This is a genomic window from Sphingomonas sp. CCH9-F2, from assembly GCF_001556735.1.
Classification (GTDB): Bacteria; Pseudomonadota; Alphaproteobacteria; order Sphingomonadales; family Sphingomonadaceae; genus Sphingomonas; species Sphingomonas ginsenosidimutans.
Genome location: NZ_LSJO01000529.1, coordinates 1 through 2,293 on the forward strand (window position 1 = coordinate 1; position 2,293 = coordinate 2,293).

3 protein-coding genes are annotated in these 2,293 nt (G+C 73.2%); 1 reads left to right on the forward strand and 2 read right to left on the reverse strand.

Annotated features, from left to right (window positions below; translation table 11 throughout):
• Positions 1-863, reverse strand: an 863-nt coding sequence (gene dprA, locus AX685_RS14965) for a DNA-processing protein DprA (RefSeq protein WP_066490091.1), incomplete at its 3' end; no start/stop codon positions are given.
• Positions 856-1,479, reverse strand: a complete 624-nt coding sequence (plsY, locus tag AX685_RS14970; protein WP_066490094.1) for a glycerol-3-phosphate 1-O-acyltransferase PlsY — start codon at positions 1,477-1,479, stop codon at positions 856-858. The genes dprA and plsY, both read right to left, overlap by 8 nt.
• A gap of 129 nt (positions 1,480-1,608) precedes the next feature.
• On the opposite strand from plsY, the gene murI reads away from it, so the two are divergent.
• Positions 1,609-2,293 (forward strand): glutamate racemase (murI, locus tag AX685_RS14975; RefSeq protein ID WP_066490096.1); only part of this gene is annotated, 685 nt, incomplete at its 3' end.

Below are 2,293 nucleotides of genomic sequence, written 5' to 3' on the forward strand. Positions count from 1 at the left end.
GAGCGGACCGCGGCGCGGGCGTCGATCGGGCGGATCTGTTCCAGCACGTCGTCGGCGGTCTGGATCAGCGTCGCGCCGTCGCGGATCAGCGCGTTGCAGCCGTGCGCGCGCGGATCGAGCGGGTGGCCGGGCACCGCCATCACCTCGCGCCCCGCCTCGCCCGCCAGCCGCGCGGTGATGAGCGAGCCGGACCGCGGCGCCGCCTCCACCACCAACGTCCCCAGCGACAGGCCGGCGATAATGCGGTTGCGATGCGGGAAATGCCGGGCGCGCGGCTCGGTCCCCGGCGGCATTTCGGCGAGCAGCAGCCCTTCCTGGGCGATCCGTTCCTGTACCGCGGTGTTTTCGGGCGGATAGACCACGTCGATCCCGCCCGCGATCACGCCGATCGTCGCGGGCAGCGCGCCGTCGTGCGCGGCGGTGTCGATCCCGCGCGCCAGCCCCGACACGACCGTCGCGCCGCGCGTCGACAGCGCGTGGGCGATCTGCCGCGCGAAGCGGCACGCCGCGGCGGAGGCGTTGCGCGCGCCGACCATCGCCACCGGCAGCCGCGCCGCCAGCGAGAGGTCGCCGCGCGCGGTCAGCACCGCCGGGGGATTGTCGCTTTCGGCCAGCAGACGCGGATAATCGGCATCGCCCAGGAACAGGTGGCGCGCGCCGATCCGCGCCAGCAGCGCGCTTTCGCGTTCCGCCAGCGCGACCGGCGGCACTATCGGCGCGCGTCCGCCGCCGCGCCGCGCCAGATCGGGAAGCGCGTCGATCGCGGCGGCGGCGGTGCCGAAGCGTGCGATCAGCTGACGATAGGTGACCGGCCCGATCGACGGCGTGCGGATCAACCGCAGCCGCGCCAGCGCCTCACTCACCCGCGCCGCTCTCCGCCGGACCGTCGGTGGGCGCCGCCTTCTTCGCGCCGACGCGCGGTTCGGTCCCGTCGATCAGCCGCGCGACATTGGCGCGATGCTTCCACAGGACGATCCCGGCCAGCGCCATCAGCAGCGGGACGATGTCGAACCGCCCCAGCATCGCCGCGGCCACCGGCGTCCCGATCGCCGCGGTCATCCCCGCCAGCGAGGAGATGCACGTCGCGGCGAGCAGCCCCAGCCACAGCGCCGCGAACACCAGCCCCAGCGGCCACCACAGCCCCAGCGCGATGCCCATCAGCGTCGCCACGCCCTTGCCGCCGCGGAACCCCAGCCACACCGGATAGCAATGGCCGACGAACGCGCCCGCCGCGGCCAGCGGTGCCTCGCCCGGCAGCAGCCACGCCGCCAGCAGTACCGCCGCCAGCCCCTTGCCCATGTCGAGCAGCAATGTGGCAGCGGCCAGCCCCTTGCGCCCGGTGCGCAGCACGTTGGTGGCGCCGATATTGCCCGAGCCGATCTGCCGCAGGTCGCCCGCCCCGAACGCGCGTGTCAGCAGCACCCCGAACGGGATCGAGCCCAGCAGATAGCCGCCGAGCAGCGCCGCGACGGGCGGCATCCAGACGATGGCGTTGGTCAGCGTTGATCCCCTTTTGTCCCGCTTCTAGCGAAAAGTCCGGCGCGATGCCATGCCCAGATTTGCGTGATCTGATTGCCGGGCGCGGGTCCTGACCCTAAGCGCGGCAGGATGAGCGATGCGCGCCCGATCCTGTTTTTCGATTCCGGTGTCGGCGGCCTGTCGGTGGTGGCGCCGACCCATGCGCTGCTGCCGACCGCGCCGATCGTCTACGCTGCCGATTCGGCGTTCTTCCCTTATGGCATCCGCAGCGAGGCGGAGATCGCCGCGCGCGTCCCCGCGCTGCTGGGGCGGCTGGTCGAACGATATCGCCCGCGACTGGCGGTGATCGCGTGCAACACCGCCTCGACGATCGCGCTGCCTGCGGTGCGCGCCGCGCTGGACGTACCCGTCGTCGGCACCGTGCCCGCGATCAAGCCCGCCGCCGCGATGAGCGCGACGCGCGTCATCGGCGTGCTGGGGACGGAGGCGACCGTGCGCCAGCCCTATGTGGACGATCTGGCGGCGCGCTTCGCCGCGGATTGCACGGTACTGCGCCACGGATCGGCGGGGCTGGTGACGCTGGCGGAGTCGGAACTGGCCGGGCAGGTCGCGCCGGAGGCGGCGGTGGCGCACGAGCTTGACGGCTTGTTCGCCCAGCCGGGCGGGGACCGGATCGACGTGATCGTCAACGCCTGCACGCATTTTCCGCTGCTGGCGGCGCAGATGGCGGCGGTCGAGCCCGGCGTGCGGTTCGTCGATGGCGGGCCGGGGATCGCCCGGCGCATCGCATCGCTGACCGAGGGGCAGTCGTGGC